Here is a 249-nt window from a genome sequence, read left to right as displayed (position 1 = left end):
CCCCTTTATTATTAGTTGCTTGTTTTACTACTTGCACAAAATCCTCTTGACGATAATTGATGACAAGATCTGCACCAAGTTGTTTACAAATTTCTAGCTTTTCTTCACTTCCTGCCGTCGCAATTACAAATGCTCCTGCTGCCTTCCCTAATTGTATTGCCGCAGAACCAACGCCGCCTGAACCAGCATGAACGAGCAACACATCACCCGCCTTGATTCTAGCCATTCGATGTAAGGCAAAATAAGCAG

At 43.4% G+C, this 249-nt stretch carries 1 protein-coding gene; it reads right to left on the bottom strand.

The window, feature by feature from the left end; all coding sequences use genetic code 11:
- Positions 1 to 249, bottom strand: a 249-nt coding sequence (locus SB764_RS43165; protein WP_410867190.1) for a zinc-binding dehydrogenase, incomplete at both ends; no start/stop codon positions are given.

Source organism: Paraburkholderia sp. SIMBA_027, assembly GCF_046535315.1.
Taxonomy (GTDB): domain Bacteria; phylum Pseudomonadota; class Gammaproteobacteria; order Burkholderiales; family Burkholderiaceae; genus Paraburkholderia; species Paraburkholderia tropica.
The sequence above is the reverse complement of the archived record's forward strand: the minus strand, read 5'-3'. Positions and strand labels throughout refer to the sequence as shown.